This window comes from Amycolatopsis heterodermiae (genome assembly GCF_034929455.1).
Lineage (GTDB): Bacteria > Actinomycetota > Actinomycetes > Mycobacteriales > Pseudonocardiaceae > Amycolatopsis > Amycolatopsis heterodermiae.
Window position 1 is genome coordinate 31,456 of record NZ_JAYFSI010000012.1, and the last position, 21,008, is coordinate 52,463.

Sequence of the window (21,008 nt, forward strand, 5' to 3'; positions counted from 1 at the left end):
ACCCCACTCTCCGAGAGAAGACGACCGTCGTGACTGACCAAGACCTGCTGCTCGTGTTCGACGAGACCGTGACCCGTGCCGGGGTCGACCGCTGGCTCCGGCACCTCGAGTCGGCCGGCGCGCCGACGCAGATCTACCGGCTCGGCGCCGGCCACGTGCTCCCGGTATCCACAATGGACTCCGCGGGCACGGTGGACGCCGTCGCCGCCGCGGGCCCGGACCTGCCGGCGCCGACCCGCCGCGTGCCGCGGGAGGGCCAGGCCTGGCTGGGCCGCCGTGAGCTGCGCCCGGGCGGCACCCACGTGTCGCTCGGGCCGGTCACGATCGGCGACGGCTCGGTGGCGGTGATCGCCGGGCCGTGCGCGGTCGAGAACCCGGAGCAGATGAACGCGACGGCGGAGCTGGTCGCCGCGCACGGGGCCGTCGCGCTGCGGGGCGGGGCGTTCAAGCCGCGCACCTCGCCGCACGCGTTCCAGGGCCTCGGGTTCAGCGGGCTCGAGCTGCTGGTGGAGGCCCGGAAGCGGACCGGCCTGCCGTTCGTCACCGAGGTGGTCGACGCGGAGCACGTCAAGCGGCTGGCCGAGGTGGTCGACGGGTTCCAGATCGGGGCCCGGAACATGCAGAACTTCGCGCTGCTGAGCGCGGTCGGCCAGAGCGGCCTGCCGGTGGTGCTCAAGCGCGGGTTCGGCTGCACCGTCGAGGAGACGCTCGCCGCCGGCGAGTACCTGCTCCTCGAAGGCAACGACCAGGTCATGTTGTGCGAACGCGGGATCCGCACCTTCGAGCCGTCGGCGCGGTTCACGCTCGACCTCACCGCGGTGGCGCTGTGGAAGCAGCGCACCCACCTGCCGGTGATCGTGGACCCGAGCCACTCCGGTGGCCGGCCCGAGCTGGTCGAGCCGCTGTCGCTCGCCGCCGTCGCCGCGGGGGCGGACGCGTTGCTGATCGATGTCCATGTCCAGCCGGAGCAGGCGTTGTGCGACGGGAACCAGGCGCTCAGACCCGAGCAGTTCGCCGGGCTCATGGAGCGGCTCGCCGGCGCCGCGGCCGGCCTCGGCCGCCGTCTGAGCGGCGGTCACTAGTTCGGGAGCGGAACCGGAGTGAACTGTGTTCGGTGAGACGTCGGAGATCGCCGTCGTGGGCCTCGGCCCGCGCGGCCTGTCGGTCGCGGAACGGCTGTGCGCCAACGCGGGGGAGCTCGTGCCTCGCGGTGGTGCGCTCGTCGTCCACCTCGTCGACCCGGAGGTGTTCGACGGCGGGCGGGTGTGGCGCAGCAGCCAGGACCGCCTGCTGCTGATGAACACGGTCGCCAGTCAGGTGACCATGTTCGTCGACGAGACGGTCGCCTGCGCGGGGCCGGTGGTCCGCGGGCCGAGCCTGTACGAGTGGGCGCGGTCGATCGCGCTGCTCGGCAGCCCGAAGGTGCCGGACGGCGTCCGCGCCGAGGCCGAGGCGCTGGGGCCGGACGACTACCCGTCGCGCGCGTTCTACGGCAGCTACCTGCGGTGGACGCGGCGGCGGATCGCGCGGCTCGCGCCGCCGTCGGTGCGGTTCGTGCCGCACGCCGCGCGGGCGGTCGACGTCCGCGACACCGGCGGCGGCCGGCAGGAGGTCGTGCTGGACGACGGGAAGACGCTCGGCGGGCTGCGGGCCGTCGTGCTGGCCCTCGGGCACCAGTCGCACGAACTCGGCGCGGCCGAAGCGGACCTGAGCCGCTTCGCCGTCCGTCACGGCCTGCGCTACCTCGCGCCGGACAACCCGGCCGACCTGGCGCTGGCCGACGTGCCGGCGGGCGAACCGGTGCTGCTGCGCGGGATGGGCCTGAACTTCTTCGACCACCTGGCGCTGTTCACCCTCGGCCGCGGCGGCGAGTTCACCCGGGGCCCGGACGGCGTGCTCACCTACGTCCCGTCCGGCCGGGAACCGCACCTGGTCGCCGGGTCGCGCCGCGGGGTGCCGTACCAGGCCCGCGCGCGCAACGAGAAGGGCCCGTTCGGCCGGCACCGGCCGCGGTACCTCACCCCGGCGGTGATCGCCCGGCTGCGCGACGGCGGGCCCGCCGACTTCCGCCGGGACGTCTGGCCGCTGATCGACCAGGAGGTCCGCACGGTCTTCTACGCGACGCTCGTGCGGGACCGCCGGTGCGTCTGCGACGTCGACGAGTTCGTCACCGCGTTCGCCGCGGCCGAGCCCGCCGAGGTACCGCCGGCCGCCGAACCCCTGGCCATCCGGGAGAGCGACGCCCAGCGCACCGTGCTGACGAAGTTCGGGCTCGACCCCGAGCAGAGCTGGGACTGGCGGAAGGTCGCGGTGCCCTACACCGCGGCCGACCTGACCTCGACCGCCCGGTTCCGCCGCTGGCTCCGGTCCTATGTGGACGGCGAGCTGCGGGAGGCGGAGCTGGGGAACGTGACCGGCCCGCTCAAGGCGGCGCTGGACGTGCTGCGCGACCTGCGCAACGAGATCCGGCTGGTCGTCGACCACGGCGGGCTCTCCGGCGAGTCCTACCGCGACGACCTGCAGCGCTGGTACATGCCGCTGAACGCGTACCTGTCGATCGGGCCGCCCGCCGAACGGGTCGAGCAGTTCGGCGCGCTGCTGGACGCGGGGGTGCTCGAGGTGCTCGGCCCGGACCTGCGGGTCGAGGGGGTCGGCGGCCGGTTCGTCGCGCGCTCGGCCGCCTGCCCGGACGTCACCGCGTCGGCTGCGACGCTGATCGAGGCGCGCCTGCCGGAGACGGACCTGCGGCGGACGACGGACCCGTTGATGCGGGCGCTGCTCCGGCGCGGCGAGTGCCGGCCGTACCACATCCCGGTCTCGGGCGGCGGCGAGTACGTCACCGGCGGCCTGGCCGTCACCCGGCGGCCGTACCACGTGCTGGACGCCGAAGACCGGCCCCACCCGCGGCGCTTCGCGTTCGGCGTCCCGACGGAGGCGGTGCACTGGGTGACGGCGGCGGGCATCCGCCCCGGCGTCGACTCGGTGATCCTCGGCGACGCCGACGCGATCGCCCGGTCCTGCCTGGAACTGGTGGCGGACCGGGCGGAACTCACCGATTTCGGGAGGACGGCATGAGCACCGACCACGGCATCCTCGCCCCGGCGTGGGCGGCGACGGGGGCGGCGGAGCTGGTCGGGGACCACGCCCTGCTGACCGCGATGCTCGACACCGAGGTCGCGCTCGCCGAGGCGCAGGCCGAGCTGGGCGTGATCCCCGCGTCCGCAGCCGAGGCCATCCGGGCCGCGGCCGATCCCGCGCACCTCGATCCGGCGGCGCTGGCCGAAGGGGTGCGCGAGACGGCGAACCCCGTCGTCGGGTTTGTCAGCCGGCTCGGGCAGCTCACCGCGGCCGTCGATCCGGCGGCCGCCGAGTACGTCCACCGCGGCAGCACCAGCCAGGACATCCTCGACACGGCCTTGATGCTGCTGTGCGCGGCTGCCTTCGACCGGGTTACGCGGGACCTGCTGGCCTGTGCGGAAAGCCTGGCCGGGCAGGTGCGGCGGCACCGGGACACGCCGATGGCCGGGCGCACCCTGACCCAGCACGCGGTGCCGGTCACCTTCGGGCTGAAGGCGGCGACCTGGCTGCACCTCGTGCTCGACGCCGTCGAGCGCGTGCGCCGGGCTCGCGCGGCCCTGCCGGTGTCCCTGGGCGGGGCGGCCGGCACGCTCGCCGCGTACCAGGAGTACGCCGGCGGGGACGTCGACGGCACCTTGCGGCTGCCCGACCTCGTGGCCGCGCGGCTCGGGCTCGCCCCGCAGACCCTGCCGTGGCACGGGATCCGCACGCCGCTGGCCGACGTCGCCTCGGCGCTGCTGGTCACCACGGGCGCGCTCGGCAAGTTCGCCGAGGACGTCCTCGTGCTGTCGCGCACCGAGATCGGCGAGGTCACCGAGGAGCGGGCGCCGGGCCGCGGGGCGTCGTCGGCGATGCCGCAGAAGCACAACCCGGTGTACGCCACCCTGGTCGCGACCGCGGCCCGGCAGCTGCCGCCGGTCGCCGTCGTGCTGTTCCAGTCCATGGCGGTGCCCGACGAGCGGTCGTCCGGCGGCTGGCACGCGGAGTGGCAGCCGCTGCGGGACGCCCTGCGCATCACGGCCGGCGCCGCCGCCAACGCCGCCCGGCTGGCCGGGGTGCTGCACGTGTCGCCCGAGGCGATGGCGGCGAACCTGCGGCTCACGCGCGGCGCGATCGTCTCCGAACGCGTCAACGCCGTGCTGGCGCCGACGCTCGGCAAGGCGGCCGCCAAACGCCTGCTCGCGGCGGCTTCCGCCGAGGCCGAGCGCACCGGGGCGGACCTCGCCGCCGTGCTCGGGTCCGAAGTGGACGTTCCGGCCGGGCTGCTGGACCCGGCCGCCTACACCGGCCTGTCCGGGCCGCTGGCCGACCGGGCCGTCGCCCGCTTCGAAGAAGTCTTCAAGGAGTCCGCATGACCACGCTGGAGTTCACCACCGACCGCGTCGAGCCGATGCCGGCCGAGCAGCGCGAAGAGCTGCTGAGCATGCCCGGGTTCGGCTCGCTCTACTCCGACCACATGGTCACCGCGCGCTGGGACGCCGCCCACGGCTGGCACGACGCGCGGAGCCGGCCGCTCGCGGAGTTCTCGCTGCACCCGGCGACCATGGCGTTCCACTATGGACAGACGGTCTTCGAGGGCCTGAAGGCGTTCTGGCGTCCGGACGGGCAGCGCGCGCTGTTCCGCCCGGAGGACCACGCCCGCCGGTTCGCCCGTTCGGCCCGCCGGATGGCGATGCCCGAACTGCCCGAAGCGGACTTCGTCGCCGCGGTGGAGGCGCTGCTGCGGGTCGACGGCGCCTGGGTGCCCCGCACCCGTGGCCACAGCTTCTACGTGCGGCCGTTCATGCTCGCCGCCGAGACGCACCTGAGCAACCGGCCCGCCGAGGAGTACCTCTTCGCGGTGATCGGCAGCCCGGCGCGCCCGGCGGCCGGCGCGGAACCGAAGCCGATCCGGCTCTGGGCGTCCCCGGAGTACGTCCGCGCCGCGGACGGCGGCACCGGCACGATCAAGTGCGGCGGCAACTACGGCGGCTCCTACGTCGCGCAACGGGAGGCCGTGGCCCACGGCTGCGACCAGGTCGTCTGGCTGGACGCGCGCGAACGCCGGTACGTCGAGGAAGTGGGCGGCTCCAACCTGTTCTTCGTCGAGGGCGACCGGCTCGTCACGCCCCCGCTGAGCGGCACGCTGCTGGCCGGCATCACCCGCGACTCGATCCTGCGCCTCGCCGGGCGCCTGGGCATCGAGGTCGCCGAGGAGCCGGTCGCGCTGGACGACTGGGAGCGCGGCTGCCGCGACGGCCGGATCACCGAGGTGTTCGCCTGCGGCACCGCGCGGGCCATCGCGCCGGTCGGGCACGTCGTCACCCCGGACCGCGACTGGCCGACCGGGCCTGCGGGACCCGTCACCCGGCGCCTGCTGAAGGCCCTGCTCGACATCCAGTACGGCGAAACCCCCGACGAGTTCGGCTGGCTGCGGCTGGTCGGCACCGACGCCCAGGAGGCTCCCCGATGAAGCCGAAGGTCGACTTCTACTTCGACCCGGCCTGCCCGTTCGCCTGGATCACCTCGCGGTGGATCCTCGAAGTCGAGCAGCACCGCGAAATCAGCCTGCGGTTCCGGGTGATGAGCCTGGGCGTGCTCAACGAGGACCGCGAGATCGAGCCCTGGTACCGGGAGTTCTGCGACCGCGCGTGGGGCCCGGTCCGGGTCTGCGTCGCCGCCGCCCGTGACCACGGCGAGGAGGTGCTGCGCGACCTCTACACCGCGCTCGGCACCCGGATCCACAACGGGAAGAACAAGGACTTCCCCGAGGTCGTCGCGCAGGCGCTGGCCGAGGTCGGGCTGCCGGCGTCGCTCGCGGACGCGGCGGAGAGCACCGACTACGACGAGGCCCTGCGCAAGAGCCACGCCGAGGCCCTCGAGCCGGTCGGCGCGGATCTCGGCACCCCGGCCATCCACATCGACAGGGTCGGGTTCTTCGGCCCGGTGCTCAACGCGATCCCGCGTGGCGAAGACGCCGTCAGCCTCTTCGACGGCGCCGTGGCGATGGCCCGCAACCCGCACTTCTTCGAGCTGAAGCGGGCCCGTACGCCCGGCCTGAACTACGAGTGAGGAACGGACGATGAAACGCATCGGGTTCGTGGAGTCGAACAGGTCCGGCTCGGGGTTCGACGCGCTGCGCGCGGCGCGGCGGCTGGGCCTGCACGTCACCTTCTTCAGCTGCGGGCTGGACCGCTACCACGCGACACCGGGCGGCACCGAGGTGCTCGAGGGCTGCGTCGACGAGTTCGTGTCCTGCCCGACCCACGAGGTCGGACCGCTGCTGGCGGCGGTGAAGGAGGTCGACGCGCGGCAGCCGCTCGACGCGCTGCTCTCGGTCGCCGAGTACGAGGTGGTCCCGGCCGCCGAGGCGGCCCGCCAGCTGGGCCTGCCCGGTCCCGACCCGGCCGCGATCCGGATCGCCCGCAACAAGGCCGAGCAACGGCGGCGGTGGGCCGAGCGCGGGGTGCCCGTGCCCGAGTTCCACGCCGTGACGACGCCCGAGGAGGCCATGCAGGCCGCCGAGAAGCTCGGGTTCCCGTGCGTGGTGAAGGCCGTCGACGAGACGAGCGGCGCCCACGTCGTCCGCTGCACGACGGTGGCCGAGGTCGTCGAGACGTACACCGCGATCCGGGCGGTCGCGACCAACCGGCGCGGCCAGACCCGGCCGGCGGAGGTGCTCGTCGAGGAGTGCCTGGTCGGGTTCGAGGTCAGCATCGAGGTCCTGGCCGAGGCGGGTGCGGTCCGCGTGCTCGGGGTGACCGACAAGCTCCTGGGCGGCCGCAACCGGTTCATCGAGCTGGGGCACAACTTCCCGTCGGCGCTGCCGGAGGGGGTGCGGACCGAGCTGGAGGCCGCGGCGGTGGCCGCGACCACGGCGGTGGGCTTCGACCTCGGCATCGCGCACGTCGAGCTGAAGTACACGGCCGGCGGCCCGAAGCTGATCGAGATCAACCCGCGCCCGGCGGGCGACCAGATCACCGAGCTGATGGACCGCAGTTTCGGCTTGTCAACGATGGAGCTGCTGCTCCGCCAGTACCTCGGCGAGTCCGTCGGCTCCATCGACGTCCGTCCGGTCCGCGGCGCGGCGATCCGCTACCTGACGGCGCACCCGGGAGTCGTGGACGGCGTGACCGGGGTGGAGATCGCGGCCGCCGTGCCCGGCGTGGCCGAAGCGGTGGTCTCCGTCTCCCCGGGCTCGCACGTCAACCACTTGCACGTCAACGAAGACCGGGTCGGCCACGTCCTGGCGACGGCCGAGACGTCCTACCTGGCCGGCCGGATCGCGGAGGCCGCCGCCCAGCAGATCACGGTGCGCACCCACCGGGACTGACGGATGTGCGGCCGATGCTCCGCCGATGGCGGCGTCGGCGAGCCTGGACCCACCGAAGCCTTCATGCCCACGGGAGAGAGACGATATGCCGAACCTGGTCATGGTGATGCCCTACCAGGCATACATCGCAAAGGCCCAGGCGGAGGGCTTCCGCATCTTCGCGATCTGGGACCCGGCCGAAGCCGGGCGGCTGTTCGGCGCGCAGGCCCCTGCCTACCTCCGGAAGGTCGAAGAGCTCGTCGACGGCTTCCGGCTGGTCGACTTCACCGACTCCGCCGCCTACGCCGACGCGATTCGCGAAACGGTAGGGGAAACCGGTGCCGACCACGTCTGGCACGTCGGCAGCGAGGAGAGCATGCAGCTCGCGTACGACGTCGCCGACGAGCTCGGGAAGGCCGTCAACTCGCCGGCGTCCGTGGCGCTGCTCAACGACAAGCTGGCCATGCGCACCCTGTTGCGCGACAAGGGGATCTCGTCGGTGCGGTTCGCGACGGCCTCACGCTGGCAGGACGTCGAGGGGCTGCTGGCGGACTTCACGCTGCCGGTGGTCGTCAAGCCGGCCGCGCTGTCGGCCAGCCGCGGGACCTTCCTGCTGACCGACCCGGCGGACCTGCCCGCCTGGGGCGCGGAGCTGGCCGCCCTCGCCTACGACGGGCCGCTGCTCGTCGAGGAGTACCTGCGCGGCCCGGAGTTCAGCGTCGAGACGATGACCGTGCGCGGTGAGCACCACGTGCTCGGCGTGACGCGCAAGCTGCTCGGCCCGCTGCCGCACTTCGTCGAGCGGGGGCACCTGTTCGGCGAGCCGGAAACTCCGGAGACGAGGCAGGTCGCCGACCTGGCCGTGGAACTGCTCGACGCCACCGGGTACCAGTGCGGCCCGGCGCACACCGAGGTCATCCTGACCGCAGCCGGCCCGCGGATCGTCGAGTCCCAGGCCCGCCTCGGCGGTGACAAGATCCCCGACATCATCCGGCTCGGCCGCGGTTACGACGTCAAGCGCGCGATGTTCGCCGCGCTGGCCGGGCGGACGCCGCCGCCGATCCCGGACGGCGGCGTCGGGCACATCGCCTACTTCGCCTTTCCTGCCGGGGTTCTCCGCTCGGTGTCCGGTGTGGACGAAGCCCGGCAGCTGGACTTCGTCGACACGCTGAACTTCCCGTTCTCCGCCGGGGACGTCCTGCCGGAGACGGTCAGCTCCAAGACCCGTCACGGCTACGTGATCCTCACCGCTTCCGAAGACGCCGAACAGGCGACGGCCCGCGCGGACCGCGTCCGCGAACTGATCGAGGTCGAGGTCGAAGCCCGATGAGGACCTTCTTCGCGCTGCACCGCAACGTCCGGCTCCGGATCGGGCTGGCCTTCGTGCACAAGCTGATCGACGCGATGATCCTGACGTTCATCGCCATCTACCTCGCGGCCCACGTCGGGGTCGCCCTAGCCGGCGCCTTGATCCTGGTCTTCGCCGTGTTCGCGGTGTTCGGCATGCTCGTCGGCGGGCACCTGTCGGAACGGCGGGGACGGCGGCCCGTGCTCATCGTCGGCGACCTCGTCGGCACGGTGTTCCTCGTCCTGATGGCCGTGGCCTACTACGCCGACTGGGGCGCGCTCGCCGTCTACTTCTGTTACGCCGTGGTCAAGTTCGGCACGAACCTCGCGCTGCCCGCCAACGACGCGACGATCATCGACGTCACCCCGCCGGCCGACCGCAAGTACGTCTACACGGTCAACTACTGGGTGATCAACCTCGCGCTCGGCAGCGGCGCGCTGCTCGGCGCCTTCCTCTACAGCTCGCACTTCGGCGCGGTGATCCTGGGCGGCGCCATCGGCATGGCCTTCGCGCTGCTCGTCACCGTGACGCTGGTGGCGGAGACCAAGCCGGAAACCCCGGCGCCGTCGGCGAAACTGACCGGGCTCGCGCAGTTCGTCCAGGGTTACAAGGTGGTACTGGTCGACTCGACGTTCCGGCGGCTGATCATCGCGGCCACGCTGATCCTGACGCTCGAAGGCCAGCTGAGCACGTCGATCGGGATCCGGCTCTCCACCGACTTCCCCGAGCAGGAGGTCTTCCCGTTCGGCGACGTCACCGGCGTCGAGATGCTCGGGGTGCTCAAGGCGGTGAACACGGTGCTGGTCGTCGTGTTCGCGCTGGTGGTCAACACGATGCTGCGCCGGATGCCCGACCGGGTCCGGTTGTACGCGGGCATCACGCTGTACGCGGGCGGGTTCGCGGTGCTCGTGGTCAGCCACGACGCCTGGCTGCTGCTGGCCGCGTGCGTCGTGCTGACCGTCGGCGAGCTGATGAACCTGCCGGTGCAGCAGGCGCTGCTGGCGGAGCTGGCCCCGGAGGAGGGACGGCCGCGGTACCTGGCCGCGTACTACCTCCACATCCGCTTCGGCCAGGTCGTCAACTCGCTGCTCATCAGCCTGGGCGCGGTGGTGAGCACCCAGGGGATGGCCGGCATCTACCTGGTCTTCGGCGTCGTGATCATCCTGCAGTACCGGGTGATCCTCAACCGCCGCGCGGCGCGTGCCGCCGCGGACACCTCCGTCTCGGTCTAACCCAGGGAGAAAACCATGTCGGCAAAGGCGAACCGGGTCACCGAGGCCTACCTCGCGGACTGCGCCGCGCCGGAAAGCGGGCTGCGCCACGCGCTGGCGAACCTCGACGTGTCGGACACCAAGCGCGCGGCCTGGCCGCGGCTGCTGCCCCGGCCGGTGGTGGTCGACGAGGCGGAGTACCGGGCGTTCGGCCGGGACCTCGTCACCGTCTTCGACCTCGTCACCAGCCTGCCGCGGCGGCTGTTCGACGGCGACTTCGAGCGGTTCCGCACCTCGCTCGGCCTCGACGACGTCCACACCAGGCTGATGTGCCGGCTGCTCGGCGAAGGGCCGCCGCCGCTGTACGGGCGCGCGGACGTCTACTACGACGGCGAGGCGTTCAAGCTGCTGGAGTACAACATCGGCAGCGCGCTCGGCGGTCTCGACATGGTGGGGACGCTGCCCAAGGCGTACCTGAAGGTCCCGGCCGTCGCGGAGTTCGCCGCCGAGCACGGCCTCGGGTTCCTCGACATGGGCTCCGACCTCGCCGAAGCCCTGCGCAACGCGGGCAAGACCATCGGGGCGGGCGAACCCGTCGTCGCGATCCTCGAAGGCCCCGGCGGGATGACGACGTACGGGCACCAGCGCCGCGCGATCGGGGAGCTGCTGGCCGAGCAGAACGTCACCTGCCTGGTCGGCGAGATCGGCGACCTCGAGTTCCGGGACGGCAAGCCGTACCTGGACGGCACCGGGATCGACGTCATCCTCCGCTATTACGGGCTGGAGGAGATGCTCGAAGCACCCGACGGCGTCGAGCTGCTGGAGCCGGTCTTCCGCGCGCACGAAGAGGGCGCGGTCGTGGTCTGGACGCCGACGAACGTCTACAGCAACAAGGGCACGCTGGCGATGCTGTCCGAGTTCTCGGCCGACACCACGGTGTTCACGGCCGAGGAACGGGCCGCGATCGACCGGGTGCTGCCGTGGAGCCGCATGCTCGGCCGCCCCGGCGCCGGCCCGGACGCCGGGCGCATCGAGGAGTGCGTGCGGCGCCAGGACCAGCTCGTGTTCAAGCCGACCGGTTCCTACGGCGGCAAGGGGGTCGTCATCGGCCAGGAGGTCGACGCCGCGACCTGGCGGGACACCCTCGACGCCGGTTCGCGGACCGGCTCGCTCGTCCAGGAGATCGTGCAGCCCAACCTCGAGACCGTCATCGACCCGCAGACCGGCGAGAGCGCCGAGTGGTACGCGCTGTGGGCCGCCTTCATGACCCCGTCCGGCCTGTCCGGCGGCGGGGTGCGCGCGATCCCGCCCGGCGGGACCACGGTCATCACCATGATCAACAACCCCGACGTCCGCAACACCTGCCTCTTCACCTGCTGAGCAAAGGAGCACGGCGATGACCCGACTCGTCGACCTGACCCACGGCTTCTACGACGGAATGCCGTCCTACCCCGCCGACTGGTTCCCGAAGTTCGCCAGCGAACGGTCGATGACACCCGAGACCGACCCGTACGGCACCAAGCGCACCTTCTCCTACCTGCACGTCTTCCCGCACAACGGGACGCACATGGAGTACCGGCTGCACTTCTTCCCCGGCGCCGAGGGCATCGACGAGGTGCCGCTGGAGACGCTGATCGGCCGCGCGGTCGTCGCGGACCTCTCGCACAAGGGCGAGCTGGACGAGGTGACCGGCGACGACCTGGAGAAGACGCTGCGGCCGGTGTGGCAGCGCGGCGACCGGCTGCTCGTGCGCACCGACTACCTGCGCCACAACTGGGGCCGGCCCGACTACTGGGACCGCCCGCCGTACCTGACGCCGTCCGCGGCGGAGTGGGCCATCGAGAACGGCGCGAGCCTGTTCGGCCTGGACTGCCTCACCGAACGGCCGGGCGACGCCGAGTCGCCGGTGCACCACGCCCTGCTCGCCGCCGGGATCCCGCTGCTGGAGTACGTCACCAACATGCACGAGCTGACCAAGCAGGTCGTCCAGCTGTTCGCGCTGCCGACCAAGGTCGCCGGCGCCGAGGCCGCGCCGGCCCGCGTCATCGCGCTGGAGGAGACCGATGACTGAATCGGTCGCCCTCACGGCGGTCGACGGCGAAACCGGCGTCCCGGACGGCCTGCACCGCCTCCTCGACCTGCTCGGCGCGCCGCTGGCCGGGCTGCGGGCCGGCGACGAGGTGCTGATCAAGCCGAACCTGTTCCAGACGGCGCCCGGGTTCCACGTGAGCCCGGCGCTGCTGGCGGCGATCGCCAAGGTCGTCGCCGAGCACGGCGCGCAGCCGGTGATCGCCGAGCGCACGCACGCGATCTACGAGATCCTGCGCGACCACGAGGCCGCGAAGTACGCCCGCGTCGTCAGCTTCGACGACCTGCCGCTGCGCATCACCGGGATCGAGGGCGCGACGTCGCTGCGGGTGCCGATCGCGGTGCCCGAGCTGATCCTCGACTGCGACTTCTTCATCGGGGTGCCGCAGCTGCGGACGCACGCGAGCGTCGTCTATTCGAACGCGATGAAGAACCTGGTCGGGCTGCTGCCCGGCTACACCACCCGGATCGTGCACATGGCGGGGGTCGACGAGTCCACTGTGGACCTGAACGTGATGCGGCCGCAGGACCTGGTCGTCTGCGACGGGACCACGGTGATCGAGGGCAACTACCCGATGGACGGCACGGCGCGGGAGGTCGGTTTCCTGGCCGCGAGCCGCAACGCCGTCGCACTCGACGTCGCGGTCGGCACGCTGGCCGGGTTCGACCCGGAGAGCGTCGCCTACCTGCGGGACGCGCACGGGCGCGGCATGGGGCCGCTTTCCCTGTCGCACATCGAGCTGCTGGGGACGCCGCTGGCGGACGTGGCGTTCGACATGGTCAAGGCGCCGGTCGAGATCGTCGTGCCCCGCGAGGGAATCCACGTGTACGCCGAAAACGCGTGCCCGGCGTGCAGCCGGTTCGTCGCCGGGGCGATGAAGGCGCTGGCCGGCGAGCTGCGCGAGTGGGACGGGGAGATGACGGTCATCTCCGGCCCGCAGGTGGAGATGCCGCCGCTGCGCGGAGTCGTCATGCTCGTCGGCAACTGCCTGTACGAGAGCCGTGACCTCGGCATCTTCGTCGAAGGGTGCCCGCCGCGGGCGATCCAGCTCGCCGCGTTCCGCTACGGCATGGGCAAACCCGTCGGCGCCCACGAGCGGACGCAGTTCCGGGTGCCGCCGAGCCTGGTGGGCGGGGTGAAATGATCGAGTCCGCGTTGTCCCCGGGCGACCGGCTGCACCGGCACGTCGTGGCGTTGACGTCCGATGTGGACCCGGTGGCGGCCGCGGCGGCGCTGCGGTCCGCCGGGCGCGTGATGCTCACGGCCGGGGCCGGTGGCACGTCGGCGGTGCTGGCCGCGGGGGAGCTGGCCGTCCTTTCGCACCACGGTGGTGACGGCCACACCCCGCTGGCCGCCGCGGTGAACCTCCTGACCGGGCTGGACCTGCCGCCGGACACCGCCGACGCCGAGCAGGCCTGGTACGGCTTCCTGGGCTACGACGCCGTGCGCGACTTCGAGCGGCTGCCCACCCGGCACCCGGATTCCGGCCGCCCGGTGTACGAGTTCTTCCTGCCCGAGGTGCTGGTCCGCTTCGCCGACGGCCAGGTGATCGGCCGGGGTGTCACCCCCGCCGCCGCACGCGCCGCCGCCGTGCGCGCGGCCCGGACGCTGAACGCCGCCGGTGCCGCGCGGCTGGGCGCCGTCTCCGTCGGCACCGGGCGGTTCGGCTTCGCCTACGACGAGTACGTCGACGCGGTGCGCCGCGCCCAGCGCCACATCCTCGACGGCGACGTCTTCCAGCTGGTGCTGTCCAACGCCTGGACCGCACCGGCCACAGTGGACGGTCTGCGCGTCTACCGCCGGCTCACCGAGATCAACCCGTCGCCGTACCACTTCTGGTACGCCGGGCCGCGGTTCGAGGCCGTCGGCGCGTCCCCCGAGCCGTGCCTGACGCTTTCCGGCGGCCGGGCGCTGATCCGCCCGCTCGCCGGCACCCGCCCGCGCGGACACGACGGCGCCGCCGACCGCCGCGCCGAGGACGAGCTGCGGTCGTCGGTCAAGGAGCTGGCCGAGCACCGGATGCTCGTCGACCTCGCCCGCAACGACCTCGGGCGGGTGTGCCGTCCGGGCAGCGTCTCGGTCGGGCGGCTGATGGAGGTCGAGCGGTACTCGCACGTGATGCACCTGACGTCGGACGTGTGGGGCCGGCCGCAGGGCGAGCGCGGGACCGACGAGCTGATCCGGGCGACGTTCCCGGCGGGCACCATGACCGGCACGCCGAAGGTGCGCGCGATGGAGATCATCGACGACCTCGAGCCGTCGCGGCGGTGGCTCTACTCGGGCGCGGTCGGCTCGTTCGGACCGTCCCATGTGGACCTCTACCTGACGATCCGGAGCATGGTGTTCTGCGACGGGGAAATCCGGCTGCAGGCCGGTGGCGGCATCGTCCACGACTCGGACCCGGCGGAGGAACACGCCGAGTGCCTGGCGAAGCTCGGCTCCGGGGCCCGCGCCCTGGGGGTATCGGTGGAAGGGAACGCCGCGTGATCTGCGTCATCGACAACTACGACTCGTTCGTCTACAACCTGGTGCAGTACCTGGGAAACCTCGGCGCGGAGTGCGTGGTGCACCGCAACGACGAGGTGACGGTCGAGCAGGTCGCCGCGCTCGACCCGAAGCTGGTGCTGATCTCTCCGGGCCCCGGCGACCCGGCGGACGCGGGCATCTCGGTCGAGCTGGTGCGGACGCTGGCCGGCCGCTTCCCGATCCTGGGCGTCTGCCTGGGCCACCAGGCGATCGGCGCGGCGTTCGGCGCGCACGTGCGCCACGCCGTGGAACCCATGCACGGCAAGTGTTCCCCGCTCGCCCACGACGGTCACGGGGTCTTCGAAGGGCTGCCGAACCCGCTGACGGTCGCGCGGTACCACTCGCTGGTCCTCGAGCCGAGCACGATCCCCGCCGAGCTGGTCGTGACGGCTTGGTCCGGGACGGGCGAGATCATGGGCGTCCGCCACCGCACGCTGCCGATCGAGGGTGTCCAGTTCCACCCGGAGTCGTTGTTCACCGAGGAAGGGGTGGCGATGGTGGCGAACGCCGTGCGCGGCTTGCGGAGCCGGGACTCGGAGCAGGGGCTGATCGTCGCCTGAGCCCGTCAGGCCGGTTCGGCCGAGACGACCGTCGGGAGGGCGCGCAGCCGGTCGAGCAGGCCGTCGAGCTCGTCGCCGGGGAGCAGGACCGCGCAGGCCAGGTTGCTCTCGCGGACGCCGTCCCGGACGTCGACCGACAGTTCGTGGATCACGCGGCCCTGCTCGGACAGCGCGCCGACCAGGGCGGGGATGCCCTCGGCACCGCCGGTGAAGTACGTGGCGATCCGGCGGCGGACCAGCGGGGAACGGGTGGCGAAGGACGTGGGGGCCATGACGGATCTCCAGAGCTGGGGAAGCTGACGGGATCCGGGCCAGGCCCCGGGGGTCGACGACGCTGCGCGCCGGCGACCTGGTTCAGCCGGCGCGCCGGGTTACGAGTCGCGAGGACGTCATCGGGCGCTGCACGGCGACAGGCTAACACGAGATCACCCGCCCGCCCGGAACTACGGCTCCACCAGGGTGTTCAGGTGGTCGTCGAGCAGCTCGACCTGCCGTTTCGGCGGGAAGGCGCGGGGGTCGAACAGCGCCTGCACGACCAGCCCGAGCGTGAAGGCCAACGCGCCCTCGGCGATGCGGGCGGGATCACCCGGCCGCAGCTCGTTTCGCCGCTGCGCGTCGGCGACGAGGTCGCTCAGCCGTTCGCGGCTCCGCCCGTACTTGCGCGCGTACGCGGCGCTCAACGCCGGATCGGCCAGGGCCGTGTCCCAGGAGGACACCCAGATCCGGTTGCCGGTGACGGCTTCTTCGCTCAGCGGCAGCACGTCCAGCAGCAGTGCCCGTACCCCGGCCAGTCCCGGGCCGGCGGCGCGGCGCGCGCGGGTGCCGGTGCGTTCGTCGAGCAGGTCCAGTGCATGCGTGAGCAGTTCCTGCTTGCCGCGGAAGTAGTGGGTGAGCAGGCCGGTGGTGGCCCCGAGCTCGGCGGCGACCGCGCGCAGGGTCAGCCCGCCGAAGCCGTGCGCGGTCAGGACCCGCCAGACGGCTTCGGAGACGTCACGGCGGCGGGCCTCGTGGTCTCCCTTGGTGCGGGGCACGGTGATAGCATAACAAGCGTTGTGCGAATTGGGGGTCACCGTGTTCTCTCTGCCGTTGAAGGAAAACGCCCGGCTCGAGCCGCTGGAGCCGTGGCAGGCCGAGGAGTTCGCCGCTCATCTCGACCGGGCGCGCGAGCACATCCGCCCGTGGGTCGGGGCGTCGTTCGTCGCCGACGGCCTCGAGGGCGCCCGGGCGACGTTGCGCCGCTACGCCGACAGCCAGGCCGCGGACGGCGGCCGGATCTTCGGGATCCGCCTGGACGGCGTGCTCGTCGGCGGCGTCCTCTTCGTGGACGTCGACGCGGCGCGGGGCACGTGCGAGGTCGGCTGCTGGCTGGAACCGTCGGCGGTGGGCCACGGCCTGGTCACGCCGGCGTGCGCGGCCCTGCTGGACTGGGCGTTCACCACCCGCGGTCTGCACCGCGCGGAGTGGCGCTGCCGCGCGGACAACACCCGCAGCTCCGCGGTGGCCCAGCGGCTGGGCATGGTCCGCGAAGGAGTCCTGCGCGAGCACTGGCCGTACGAAGGCAAGCGCTACGACAAGGAAATCTGGGCCATCCTGGCCCGCGACTGGCCCGCCCGCACCGCTTGACCGTCCGTGAAGGCCACATCGAGGGACTCAGAGTCCCTCGATGTGGCCTTCACGGACAGCGGCCGGTCGGGACAGTGTCCGATGTGGACTTACGTACCGGCCACCTCGGGTTGGCGGGTGGCGTCGACCGCTCGCCGCATGGCCGCCGCCGTGGCGGGGCTGTCCGGTGCCGTGGCGATCGCCGTGTTCACCAGGACCGCGTCCGCTCCGAGGGCCATCGCGTCCGAGACGTGGTCCGGTGTGCCAAGGCCGCCCTCGACGACGATCGGGACGCCGGCCGTGTCGATCACGGCGCGGACGGCGTCCGTGTCGAGGACGCCTTGCGCGCTGGCCACGGGGGAGGCCATCACCCGCAGGGCCACGGCGCCGAGGTCGACCAGCCGCGTCGCCAGGTCCACGTCGGGCCGGATGAACGGCAGCACGGCGAACCCGTCGGCGACCAGGGTGCGGGCCGCGGCCACGGTGGGCTCGCCGTCGGGCAGGTTGTCCGGCGTGCGGACGTCCAGCTTGATCACCTCGATGCCGAACGCGTCCCGCAGCCGCTTCGCGGTGTCCACGGCTTCCCCGGCCGAGTAGGCGAACGAGGTCGTCCCGATCCAGCCGAACCGGGACAGGTCCACCACTTCGTCGAGGTCGGAGAGCAGCAGGCTGGCCCGGTCCCCGGCGGGGTCGTAGGTGGTGATGAAGACGTCACAGCCGCCGGCGGCCAGGACGTCGGCGACGAGCCGGGGGTCGGAGTACTGCTCGATCCCGACGATCAGCCGGGAGGTGAAGGAGACCCCGCCGGCCACCAGCCAGGGTCGTCCGGCGGGGGCGTCGGCCGGACTGTTCGTGTCGCGCACGATCCTCCTCGTCAGTTCGGTGACTCGACGCCGGCGACCGCCGGCGCCCACAGGCGAGGATGCCGCATCCTGGTCTATACCAATACGGCGGCCCGGGATTCGGCGACTATTAAAGTGTCAATTGTCAGGGTTTTCGGTCTGCTCGAGGACGTGCCGCTCCAGCCGTTCGAGCATTTCGAGGAGCAGCATCTTCTCCGCGGCGCCCAGCACGCCGAACGTGCGGTCGGCGTGTGCGCCGTGCAGCGCCTTGATCTCCGCCAGGTGCTCGTGGCCCTTCCCGGTGATCCGCAGCCGGGTCGAGCGCCGGTCGTCCGGGTCGTCGTGCCTGGTGAGCACGCCCTCCTGCTCCAGGCCGTCGACCAGGGAGGTGATCGAGCGACCGGTCACGCCGAGCTGCTTCTTGAGTTCGCCGATGCGGGGCGAGCCGGCTTCTTCGACGGCCAGCATCAGCAGGACGCGCGGCGTCGACCAGCCGCGTTGCCGGTACGGCCGGCCGGCGAACCGGCGCAAGGTGTGCGTGGCCCGCAGCAGCGCGTTCGCCAGATCGGCGCCGGACGGCACCCGCTCGCCGCGGCCCGCCGTCGCCGGAATCTCCCTGGACATGCCCCTCAAGATACCTTCAATTCGGATAACCGTAATTGACACTGATCCGGGAGTTCGCAGCCGGGGACGGCTAGGGTCTTCGATCATGGAGTTCCAAGACGTCGTGCGCCGGCGGCGCATGGTGCGGGAGTTCGGGCCCGATCCCGTCCCCGCCGAGAGCCTGGACCGCATCCTCGACAACGCCACCCGCGGGCCGTCGGCCGGGTTCTCGCAGGGGCAGGCGTTCCTGGTGCTCGAAGGCGAAGCCCTGGAACGGTTCTGGACCGTGGGCTCCGACGCCGTCCAGGAATCGGTGCGCAGCGCACCGCTGGTGATCGTCCCGCTGTCGTGCAAGCGGGTGTACCTGGATCGCTACGCCGAGCCCGACAAGGGCTGGACCGATCGGGACGAATCCCGGTGGCCCGTGCCGTTCTGGCACATCGACACCGGGATGGCGGCGCTGCTGATCCTGCAGACCGCGGTCGACGAAGGACTGGGCGCGCTGTACTTCGGGATCGTGCCGCCGCAGGTGGCGCCGTTCCGCGCGCTGTACGGCGTCCCGGACGACCAGGAGCCGATCGGGGCCATCGCCATCGGGTACCCGGCGGAGACCGTGCCGGTCGACCGGGACCGGTTCAAGCGCCGGCGGAAACCATCGGCCGACGTCGTGCACCGCGGCCACTGGGGCTGACCTCGCGGCCGTGGAATTCGTGGTGACGCGGGTCACGATCGCCGGTTTCCGGCGTCCGGTTGGGCCGGTCGAGTCGGCCTTACGTATTCAGCTAGCGACCGCCGAACGGCCGTGCCAAGTTGATCCCATGAGCGAATACCCGAGTTATCCGGCTTCGTCCGACCCATCCCCTTCCGGGGCCGCCGCGCAGGCCCGCCCGAGCACGATCGAGGGCGCGTTCTGGGCGTTCATCGCCTCGACCGTGATCAGCCTGCTCGGCGGGATCCTGGTCTTCGGCAACAGGGACGCCCTCGCCGACGCCACCCGTACCAGCAGCCAGCAGAGCGGCAGCAGCCTCACCGAGGCGCAGATCGACCAGCTCGTCACCATCGGCATCGTCGTGGCCCTGGTGATCGCCGTCGTGATCGCGCTGCTCTACCTGCTGTTCGCGTTCAAGCTCCGGGCCGGGCGCAACTGGGCGCGCATCGTGCTCACCGTGATCACGGCGCTGCAGCTGCTGTCGGTCCTGGTCGGCCAGAGCACCTGGGCGGGCTACGTCAGCGTCCTCGCCGCGGTGGTCGGTGTCGTGCTGTCGTTCATGGCCCCGTCGAACGCCTACATCAACGCGTCGAAGACCATCCGCAGCTGAAGCCGTGGCCGCGCCGCCGGGCCGGCGGCGCGGTCTTCACGACTCAGGCGACGGCCTCTTGGGCGGCTTCGACGTCCGGGTGGATCTCCAGCAGCTGGGTCAGCCCCAGCAGGGACAGCGGGCGGAGCACGGCGCGCTGCCCGGTGGCGATCACGAACCTCGTGCCGGCCGCCTCGGCGGTGCGGTGGGCGTGGATCAGGGCGGTCAGCCCGGTGGAGTCGCAGAAGGTCACGCCGGCCAGGTCGGCGACCACGGGCCGCCCGGCCTCGACGGCGGTGGCCAGCTGTTCGGTCAACCGGCCGGACACGGCCGCGTCGATCTCGCCGGCCACCTTGAGCACCGTGGCGGTGCCGGTGGTCGTGAGTTCGATCGAGAAGTTGAGGCGAGCGGGCGGGCCATCGAGCACGAGGGGACTCCTCCGGGTCAGCGCGGGCCGGGTGGCGGGCCACGCATGACTGGACCACGGCCGAGTTCAGCCGCATGGGCAAACGGTAGCAGCCCACGGCGTCGGCGGCCGTGCTCCGGAACACCGGGGAGACGCGTCCGGGGAGCGTACGGTGTGGAGGGCTACGGAGGAGGTCCTGGCGTGGATTGGTTCCTTGACCGGCAGGACCGGGCGTCGGCATCCCTGCTGCGCCGCGAGATCACCGCCTTCCTCACCCGCCACACGGTGGACCAGGCCGAGGAGATCGACGACGCCGCGCTGATCGTGGCGGAGCTGCTGGCGAACGCCTACGACCACGGGCAGGGCGACATCTGGGTGTCGCTGCAGTGGACCGAGGCCCGGCCCGTGCTCGAGGTGCACGACATGGGGGCGGCGTTCACGCTGCCGCGGGAGGCGCCTTCGGCCGAGCAGTCCCGCGGCCGTGGCCTGTGGATCGTGTCCCGGTTCTCGTCCGAGCTGGCGGTGGCCGCGAAACGCGCCGGCGGGAAGGTCGTCCGGTCCGTGCTGCCGGTGGTCCGCCCGCTCGAGCTGACGCTCGACCTGCCCGCGCGTCGCGTCAGCCCGTTGCCCGCGCTGTCCGAGGCCCGGCCCGAGGGCGGGTTCGGCCGGGAGAGCTTCCTGCGCGCCCTGGTCGTCCAGCTGTCGACGGCCATCGAGCAGCAGCAGGGCCCGGAAGCGGCGCAGCGCGCGATCGCCCAGGTCGCGGCCGACATCGGCGGCCAGATGGAGCAGGAGTACCGCGACGCCGTCGCGGCGCACGAGGCCCCGCTGGAGCCCGCCCAGATCGCGGAGTGCCTGATCCGCCTGAAGGCGGCGATCGGCGGCACGTTCGAGGTGGTCGAGGTCACCGAGGACCGGCTGGTCTTCGTGAACTCCGACTGCCCGTTCGGTGCCGCGGTGCGCCAGTCGCCGTCCCTGTGCCGCATGACGTCCTCGGTGTTCGGCGGCATCGCGGCCCGCAACGTGGGCTCGTCGGCGGTGACGCTGGAGGAGCGCATCGCCATGGGCGACCCGCAGTGCCGGGTCGTCGTCCACCTGGGTGCGGCGGCGGCCAAGGCGGAACGCGCGCACCGCTACAGCGCGGCGCCCTAGAC

The 21,008-nt window shown here is 72.4% G+C and carries 22 protein-coding genes; 17 read left to right on the forward strand and 5 right to left on the reverse strand.

Annotated features, from left to right (window positions below; all coding sequences use genetic code 11):
- The first annotated feature begins 29 nt into the window (after positions 1-29).
- The 13 genes from aroF to VA596_RS37810 all read left to right on the forward strand — a co-directional run bounded on the left by aroF (position 30) and on the right by VA596_RS37810 (position 15,103).
- Complete coding sequence (aroF, locus tag VA596_RS37750; protein ID WP_323333758.1) at positions 30-1,082, forward strand: 3-deoxy-7-phosphoheptulonate synthase; 1,053 nt, start codon at positions 30-32, stop codon at positions 1,080-1,082.
- A 25-nt stretch (positions 1,083-1,107) separates the two neighbouring features.
- A complete protein-coding gene (locus VA596_RS37755; RefSeq protein WP_323333760.1) occupies positions 1,108-3,075 on the forward strand; it encodes an FAD/NAD(P)-binding protein in 1,968 nt (655 codons plus the stop codon).
- Positions 3,072-4,433: a class-II fumarase/aspartase family protein gene (locus VA596_RS37760; RefSeq protein ID WP_323333762.1), complete on the forward strand. Its 1,362-nt coding sequence runs from the start codon at positions 3,072-3,074 to the stop codon at positions 4,431-4,433. Before VA596_RS37755 ends, VA596_RS37760 begins: the two co-directional genes overlap by 4 nt.
- Positions 4,430-5,530 (forward strand): branched-chain amino acid aminotransferase, encoded by a 1,101-nt coding sequence (locus tag VA596_RS37765; RefSeq protein WP_323333764.1) that lies wholly within the window; start codon positions 4,430-4,432, stop codon positions 5,528-5,530. Before VA596_RS37760 ends, VA596_RS37765 begins: the two co-directional genes overlap by 4 nt.
- A complete protein-coding gene (locus VA596_RS37770; protein ID WP_323333766.1) occupies positions 5,527-6,129 on the forward strand; it encodes a mycothiol-dependent nitroreductase Rv2466c family protein in 603 nt (200 codons plus the stop codon). The genes VA596_RS37765 and VA596_RS37770 overlap by 4 nt, the downstream gene beginning before the upstream one ends.
- Positions 6,130-6,139: 10 nt before the next feature.
- Positions 6,140-7,390 (forward strand): ATP-grasp domain-containing protein, encoded by a 1,251-nt coding sequence (locus VA596_RS37775; protein WP_323333768.1) that lies wholly within the window; start codon positions 6,140-6,142, stop codon positions 7,388-7,390.
- Between the two features lie 85 nt (positions 7,391-7,475).
- A complete protein-coding gene (locus VA596_RS37780) occupies positions 7,476-8,699 on the forward strand; it encodes an ATP-grasp domain-containing protein (protein WP_323333770.1) in 1,224 nt (407 codons plus the stop codon).
- Positions 8,696-9,949, forward strand: a complete 1,254-nt coding sequence (locus tag VA596_RS37785) for an MFS transporter (RefSeq protein WP_323333772.1) — start codon at positions 8,696-8,698, stop codon at positions 9,947-9,949. The genes VA596_RS37780 and VA596_RS37785 overlap by 4 nt, the downstream gene beginning before the upstream one ends.
- 15 nt (positions 9,950-9,964) lie before the next feature.
- Positions 9,965-11,308 carry a hypothetical protein gene (locus VA596_RS37790; RefSeq protein WP_323333773.1) on the forward strand — a complete coding sequence of 448 codons (1,344 nt, stop codon included), beginning with the start codon at positions 9,965-9,967 and terminating at the stop codon, positions 11,306-11,308.
- Positions 11,309-11,324: 16 nt separating this feature from the next.
- Positions 11,325-11,999 (forward strand): cyclase family protein, encoded by a 675-nt coding sequence (locus tag VA596_RS37795; RefSeq protein ID WP_323333774.1) that lies wholly within the window; start codon positions 11,325-11,327, stop codon positions 11,997-11,999.
- Positions 11,992-13,161: a DUF362 domain-containing protein gene (locus tag VA596_RS37800; RefSeq protein WP_323333775.1), complete on the forward strand. Its 1,170-nt coding sequence runs from the start codon at positions 11,992-11,994 to the stop codon at positions 13,159-13,161. Before VA596_RS37795 ends, VA596_RS37800 begins: the two co-directional genes overlap by 8 nt.
- Complete coding sequence (locus VA596_RS37805) at positions 13,158-14,504, forward strand: anthranilate synthase component I family protein (protein ID WP_323333776.1); 1,347 nt, start codon at positions 13,158-13,160, stop codon at positions 14,502-14,504. Before VA596_RS37800 ends, VA596_RS37805 begins: the two co-directional genes overlap by 4 nt.
- Complete coding sequence (locus VA596_RS37810; RefSeq protein ID WP_323333777.1) at positions 14,501-15,103, forward strand: anthranilate synthase component II; 603 nt, start codon at positions 14,501-14,503, stop codon at positions 15,101-15,103. The genes VA596_RS37805 and VA596_RS37810 overlap by 4 nt, the downstream gene beginning before the upstream one ends.
- 5 nt (positions 15,104-15,108) lie before the next feature.
- Here VA596_RS37810 and VA596_RS37815 read toward each other — a convergent pair whose 3' ends face one another.
- Positions 15,109-15,375, reverse strand: coding sequence for a hypothetical protein (locus VA596_RS37815; RefSeq protein ID WP_323333778.1), 267 nt, complete (start codon positions 15,373-15,375; stop codon positions 15,109-15,111).
- 171 nt (positions 15,376-15,546) lie between these two features.
- On the reverse strand, positions 15,547-16,134 hold the full coding sequence (locus VA596_RS37820; RefSeq protein ID WP_323333780.1) for a TetR/AcrR family transcriptional regulator: 588 nt from the start codon (positions 16,132-16,134) through the stop codon (positions 15,547-15,549).
- A gap of 55 nt (positions 16,135-16,189) precedes the next feature.
- On the opposite strand from VA596_RS37820, the gene VA596_RS37825 reads away from it, so the two are divergent.
- The gene (locus VA596_RS37825) at positions 16,190-16,726 is read left to right on the forward strand and encodes a GNAT family N-acetyltransferase (protein ID WP_323333782.1); all 537 of its coding nucleotides are present in this window, start codon (positions 16,190-16,192) and stop codon (positions 16,724-16,726) included.
- Positions 16,727-16,815: 89 nt separating this feature from the next.
- On the opposite strand, the gene VA596_RS37830 is transcribed toward VA596_RS37825, so the two are convergent.
- Positions 16,816-17,568, reverse strand: a complete 753-nt coding sequence (locus tag VA596_RS37830) for a HisA/HisF-related TIM barrel protein (protein WP_323333783.1) — start codon at positions 17,566-17,568, stop codon at positions 16,816-16,818.
- 117 nt (positions 17,569-17,685) lie between these two features.
- Entirely contained in the window at positions 17,686-18,171 is a 486-nt protein-coding gene (locus tag VA596_RS37835; RefSeq protein ID WP_323333785.1) for a MarR family winged helix-turn-helix transcriptional regulator, read from the reverse strand.
- Between the two features lie 85 nt (positions 18,172-18,256).
- Here VA596_RS37835 and VA596_RS37840 point away from each other — a divergent pair, with 85 nt between their 5' ends.
- Together VA596_RS37840 and VA596_RS37845 are read left to right on the forward strand one after the other, a co-directional pair.
- Positions 18,257-18,841 carry a nitroreductase family protein gene (locus tag VA596_RS37840; protein ID WP_323333787.1) on the forward strand — a complete coding sequence of 195 codons (585 nt, stop codon included), beginning with the start codon at positions 18,257-18,259 and terminating at the stop codon, positions 18,839-18,841.
- Between the two features lie 127 nt (positions 18,842-18,968).
- Positions 18,969-19,469, forward strand: coding sequence for a hypothetical protein (locus VA596_RS37845; RefSeq protein ID WP_323333788.1), 501 nt, complete (start codon positions 18,969-18,971; stop codon positions 19,467-19,469).
- 43 nt (positions 19,470-19,512) lie between these two features.
- Here the strand turns inward: VA596_RS37845 and VA596_RS37850 are convergent, their stop codons facing one another.
- Positions 19,513-19,875: an STAS domain-containing protein gene (locus VA596_RS37850; RefSeq protein ID WP_323333789.1), complete on the reverse strand. Its 363-nt coding sequence runs from the start codon at positions 19,873-19,875 to the stop codon at positions 19,513-19,515.
- 180 nt (positions 19,876-20,055) lie between these two features.
- Between VA596_RS37850 and VA596_RS37855 the strand changes: the two genes are divergently transcribed.
- The gene (locus VA596_RS37855) at positions 20,056-21,006 is read left to right on the forward strand and encodes a methanogen output domain 1-containing protein (RefSeq protein ID WP_323333791.1); all 951 of its coding nucleotides are present in this window, start codon (positions 20,056-20,058) and stop codon (positions 21,004-21,006) included.
- Positions 21,007-21,008 lie beyond the last annotated feature (2 nt).